Source organism: Cryomorpha ignava (assembly GCF_010686655.1).
Classification (GTDB): Bacteria; Bacteroidota; Bacteroidia; order Flavobacteriales_D; family Cryomorphaceae; genus Cryomorpha; species Cryomorpha ignava.
Window position 1 is genome coordinate 1 of record NZ_JAAGVY010000090.1, and the last position, 4,569, is coordinate 4,569.

Annotated in this window: 6 protein-coding genes; 4 read left to right on the forward strand and 2 right to left on the reverse strand. The window is 40.2% G+C overall.

Going from position 1 to position 4,569, the window contains the following annotated elements:
- Positions 1 to 44: 44 nt before the first annotated feature.
- Complete coding sequence (locus tag G3O08_RS20315) at positions 45 to 209, reverse strand: hypothetical protein (RefSeq protein WP_163287283.1); 165 nt, start codon at positions 207 to 209, stop codon at positions 45 to 47.
- 80 nt (positions 210 to 289) lie between these two features.
- On the opposite strand from G3O08_RS20315, the gene G3O08_RS20320 reads away from it, so the two are divergent.
- Positions 290 to 1,054, forward strand: a complete 765-nt coding sequence (locus G3O08_RS20320) for a nucleotidyltransferase domain-containing protein (RefSeq protein WP_163287284.1) — start codon at positions 290 to 292, stop codon at positions 1,052 to 1,054.
- Positions 1,051 to 2,112, forward strand: coding sequence for a DNA polymerase beta superfamily protein (locus G3O08_RS20325; RefSeq protein WP_163287285.1), 1,062 nt, complete (start codon positions 1,051 to 1,053; stop codon positions 2,110 to 2,112). Before G3O08_RS20320 ends, G3O08_RS20325 begins: the two co-directional genes overlap by 4 nt.
- Before the next feature lie 215 nt (positions 2,113 to 2,327).
- Here the strand turns inward: G3O08_RS20325 and G3O08_RS21010 are convergent, their stop codons facing one another.
- Positions 2,328 to 2,501: a hypothetical protein gene (locus tag G3O08_RS21010; protein WP_204336971.1), complete on the reverse strand. Its 174-nt coding sequence runs from the start codon at positions 2,499 to 2,501 to the stop codon at positions 2,328 to 2,330.
- 343 nt (positions 2,502 to 2,844) lie between these two features.
- Between G3O08_RS21010 and G3O08_RS21015 the strand changes: the two genes are divergently transcribed.
- Complete coding sequence (locus G3O08_RS21015; RefSeq protein ID WP_204336972.1) at positions 2,845 to 3,168, forward strand: hypothetical protein; 324 nt, start codon at positions 2,845 to 2,847, stop codon at positions 3,166 to 3,168.
- 120 nt (positions 3,169 to 3,288) lie between these two features.
- Positions 3,289 to 4,317 carry an FUSC family protein gene (locus tag G3O08_RS20330; RefSeq protein WP_163287286.1) on the forward strand — a complete coding sequence of 343 codons (1,029 nt, stop codon included), beginning with the start codon at positions 3,289 to 3,291 and terminating at the stop codon, positions 4,315 to 4,317.
- The last annotated feature ends 252 nt before the right edge of the window (positions 4,318 to 4,569 follow it).

Here is a 4,569-nt window from a genome sequence, read left to right on the forward strand (position 1 = left end):
GATCACATCCCCACATCCAAGATCAAGCCGCAGGCATGAGGAGTTTATCCCGCTATTTCAGCGGGGCACATCCCTTTCCCCGCCATATTCTCCATCCGCACATCCGCACATCCGCAAATCCGCACATCCGCAAATCCGCACATTAACTCATCCGCAAATCCTGTCCATCTTATAAATCTTAAAAATCCTGTATAAGACAGTTTAGCCATTCACTGAAAAGTAAAATCAAATATTATCTTAGCTGCAGCTGATGTTTGAGAAAGACACAAATTAAGTTTAAGTAAAACGGATGAAAGAAAAGATTAAAAATTACTTGACAGAGTTGGAGAAAGAAAAGGGAATAAAAATCCTTTTGGCATGCGAAACAGGCTCCAGGGCATGGGGTTTTCCATCGCCTGATAGTGATTATGATGTACGGGTAATTTACAAACATGAAAAAGATTGGTATTTGAGTCTGGTGGAGGAAAAGGATACTATTGAGCTTTTTCTTGAGAATAATGAGATCGATATAAGCGGCTGGGATTTGCGAAAGAGTTTGAGGCTGCTTTGGAAGTCAAATCCGCCGCTGTTGGAAAGAATTCAATCGCCGATAATCTACAAAGCCGATGATGCATTTCTGGAAGGCTTAAATTCAATGGCCAATGTCACTTACTCGAGAATTGCTACCATGCACCATTATTTAAGCATGGCTAAGAAGGCATTTGATGAAGTGTCAACATCGAAAGAGTATAAACTCAAAAAGTTCTTTTATGCTCTGAGAGCGTCGGTGGCATGTTTGTGGATTTTGGAAAGTGAGCAGATGCCGCCAATAGAATTTGGTAAAATGTTGAATGGTTTAAATTTGAATACAGATTTAACGCATAGAATTGGAGAACTTATTGAACTGAAATCTACCATTAGCGAATCATACCTGCACAGCGGCGAGCACGATTTAATAGAGTTTATGAAGGTCAGCATTGCCAGGGCTGATACTGAGGCGAAAAATCTACCTGCCGCAAAAGGACGGTTGAGCGAATTAAATGCCTTTTTTAGAAATACATTAAATAATCGATGACCATAGAAGATTTAAGAAATAGAGGCTTAATAATACTTGAGTGTATAAGTGGTAGCAGGGCTTATGGATTAGAAACACCTGCTTCCGATACAGATATTAAGGGTGTTTTTATTTTGCCAAAAGCGGAATTTTATGGCTTGAATTATACGCCGCAAGTAAATAATGAAACGAACGACATTGTATTTTATGAGTTTGGACGTTTTATGGAATTACTTTCTGTAAACAACCCGAATATTCTTGAGCTTTTGAATACCCCTGAATCAGCGATTATATATAAACATCCCATTTTATCAGAGCTAAACACGAAACTGATTTTGTCCAAACTCTGCGGCAATACTTTTGGCAAGTTTGCTTTAGCGCAAATAAAAAAGGCGAAGGGGCTGAAAAAGAAAATTGTAAACCCTGTGGCGGAAGAAAGGAGAGGTGTTTTGTCTTATTGCTACGTAAACTATGAGCAGGGAGCGATTCCATTATTTAAGTACCTTGAAATTAAAGGTTGGACGCAAGAAAATTGTGGACTAGTGAACATTCAGCACATGAATGATATGTACGGTTTGTATTATTCTGAAGATTCCGGTTTTTCGGGAGTTGTTAAGGGTGTAGGTTCAAACGATGTGTCTTTAAGCTCCATCCCGAAAGGAACTGAGCAAGAGGCGTTGATGTATTTTAATAGAAATGGTTATTCCAGTTATTGCAAGGAGTATCGCGAATATTGGGATTGGGTGGCGAAGCGAAACGATGATCGCTATGAGAACACAAGGAGCCACGGAAAAAACTACGATGCAAAGAACATGATGCATGTATTCAGACTTTTGGAAATGGCGGTTGAAATAGGAAGTGATCATGTGGTAAATGTAAAACGCCCCAACAGGGATTTTCTTCTTGAAATAAAATCGGGTAAGTATGCGTATGCCGAATTATTAAAAATGGCTGACGAGAAAAAAGCTGAAATGGAACAGGCATTTGAGAATTCATCTCTACCCGAGAGGCCTGATTTGGAAGTAATAAATGATTTGACCTATAGGTTGAGAGATAAGTTTTATAGGGAGAAAGGGTAGGGCTAGAAATCTGGATTTATCGTCATCCCCGTAGCCGTCGGTATCAGCTCATCAGCAAAACCTCAATTCAAGCAAGGATTAACAATGATAGAACTCCATCACAAGCCTACGCCATCTCCATGGCAGTACTACAACAAAACTATGGCAACTCTATGATCGACACCCTCCAGATACCCTTTTATTCCATTTCATTCGAAAACATCCATTTCCTGACATCACAAATCCCTGATCAATTTAATTCCGGATACAAAAAAGATTAAGCCCAGAATTCCATATACCAGGAGGGAACGGAGTGTTCCTGTATCATTTACATAGAGCACCGCGGCATATATCAATCCGGCAATGCCGATCACGGTTAGTACGGCGCCAAATATACTTTTGAGTTTCATCGGCGCAAGGTAGAAATTTTTGAGAACAGAATTACACCCCCAGAACCTTACGCGAACGATTTTTAGTGTGAAAGAGTTTTTAGTTCTAAGTTTCCCTTACGGGCTTCCTTTGGTCGTTGGTTCATGGACTTGTCAGAAATACCTTTTCACATCAGCAAATCCGCACATTTCGACTCCGCTCAATACATCGCATCAGCAAATCTTGTCCATCTTACAAATCTTAAAAATCCTGTTTAAGACTATTTTGCCACCAAACCCATCCGCACAGTAGTTTATCCCACCATATTCTCCATCCGCACATCAGCACATTTCGACTCCGCTCAATACATCGCATCAGCAAATCTTGTCCATCTTACAAATCTTAAAAATCCTGTTAAAGACTATTTTGCCACCAAACCCATCCGCACATCCCTTTCCCCGCCATATTCTCCATCCGCACATCCGCACATCCGCACATTTCGACTCCGCTCAATACATCGCATCAGCAAATCTTGTCCATCTTAAAAATCTTAAAAATCCTGTTAAAGACTATTTTGCCACCAAACCCATCCGCACAGTAGTTTATCCCGCCATGTTCTCCATCCGCACATCAGCACATTTCGACTCCGCTCAATACATCGCATCAGCACATCTTGTCCATCTTATAAATCTCAAAAATCCTGTATAAGACAGTTAAAGAATATCCCTATTTTGCAAACCCATACCACATAACCTGTTAATACAAAAACGTACCAATTCATTCTTTCATAGTCGCCATAAAATAACCGATTAAAAACACCAATAGTTCATGAATTCGACATTAAAAAAAACCATTAATAAAATTCCCAAAGCAATTAAGAAAGACAAAACGCGCGATGCTGTTCGGTTGGCTTTGCAATCTGGTTTGGCGGCTGGAATCACTTTTTTGGTGATGAAATATTTCTCGCTTCCCGAGGTATTCCTGGCCGTGCTTTCAGCGGTTTTGGTTATTGAGCCAAGTATTGGAAACACCATCGCCCATTCAAAGGGCCGCATTCTGGCTACGGTGGTGGGTTGCCTTATCGGATTTGGCCTCGTGAGTGCCATCCCATACGGCTACGCTACTGTGATAAGTATTTCTGTAACAGTAGCTTTGATAAACCTTATTGTTGGCTTTAAACCTCAATGGAGATACGGAATAGTAGGGGCCGCCGCCATCGCCATAGGGTCTGAAAGCGATGCGCTCGAAACAAGCATAGATCGACTTATCGCAATAGGCATAGGTATTGTAGTTGGCTTTCTGATTTCTTTAGTGGTCTGGCCCGATAAAGCGTCACAGCGAGCTAGAATGCATTTGCGAAAGGCATTAAATGCTGCCTGTGAGAGATTTGAAATTGCATTGGACAATACAACTAGGTCAGAAAAGAAAGATTCTGATAATGTAGCCGATAATTTTCATACCAATTTGGGAAATGCCAAAGGTTCGGCGGAGGCCATCCAGTGGGAAAATTCCGACCAAATTCACGAACTGATACGAGCCACAGAAAAATTGTATAATTCCATTCTTATCATTCACCGGGTCAGCCAGAGTGCAGCTTCTGACATATTAGCCAAAGGAGCGGACATAGAAGAGAAAGCATCTGAAATTAAAGATAGCGCAAATAAGATTATCTCGGCAGTGGTAAACGACGAAGAGGTTACCGAAAGCCAAATGACGGCATTTAAGGAACTAGTAGAAAAAACTAAAAAAGAGGTGGTAACCAAGAATGGCGAAGATGACGATCAGATGTTTCGGAATGCCTTTATATTTGGAATTACCGAAATTAAGGAGAGCCTGGATGTATTGAAAGATTACTAGGATTTAATTGTGAATTACGAATTACGAATTACGAATTACGAATTGTGAATTACGAATTGTGAATTACGAATTATGTTGATGAGAGTAATCGGCTGACGCACAAAATAATAGTTGAAAAAGAAGCTCAAAGCGTACATTGTCTTAAACAGGATGTATAAGATGGCGGGATAGTCAAGATGAATTATGGGTGGATTATTACAAATATTATCTGATATGAAGCATCATGAGAATTATTGGCTGACGAACAAAATA

What these genes read in the sequence shown, in the direction of transcription:
- G3O08_RS20315 (WP_163287283.1), bottom strand. Translation starts at nt 209, where the DNA reads ATGGCTAAACTGTCTTATACAGGATTTTTAAGATTTATAAGATGGACA.
- G3O08_RS20320 (WP_163287284.1), top strand. Translation starts at nt 290, where the DNA reads ATGAAAGAAAAGATTAAAAATTACTTGACAGAGTTGGAGAAAGAAAAG.
- G3O08_RS20325 (WP_163287285.1), top strand. Translation starts at nt 1,051, where the DNA reads ATGACCATAGAAGATTTAAGAAATAGAGGCTTAATAATACTTGAGTGT.
- G3O08_RS21010 (WP_204336971.1), bottom strand. Translation starts at nt 2,501, where the DNA reads ATGAAACTCAAAAGTATATTTGGCGCCGTACTAACCGTGATCGGCATT.
- G3O08_RS20330 (WP_163287286.1), top strand. Translation starts at nt 3,289, where the DNA reads ATGAATTCGACATTAAAAAAAACCATTAATAAAATTCCCAAAGCAATT.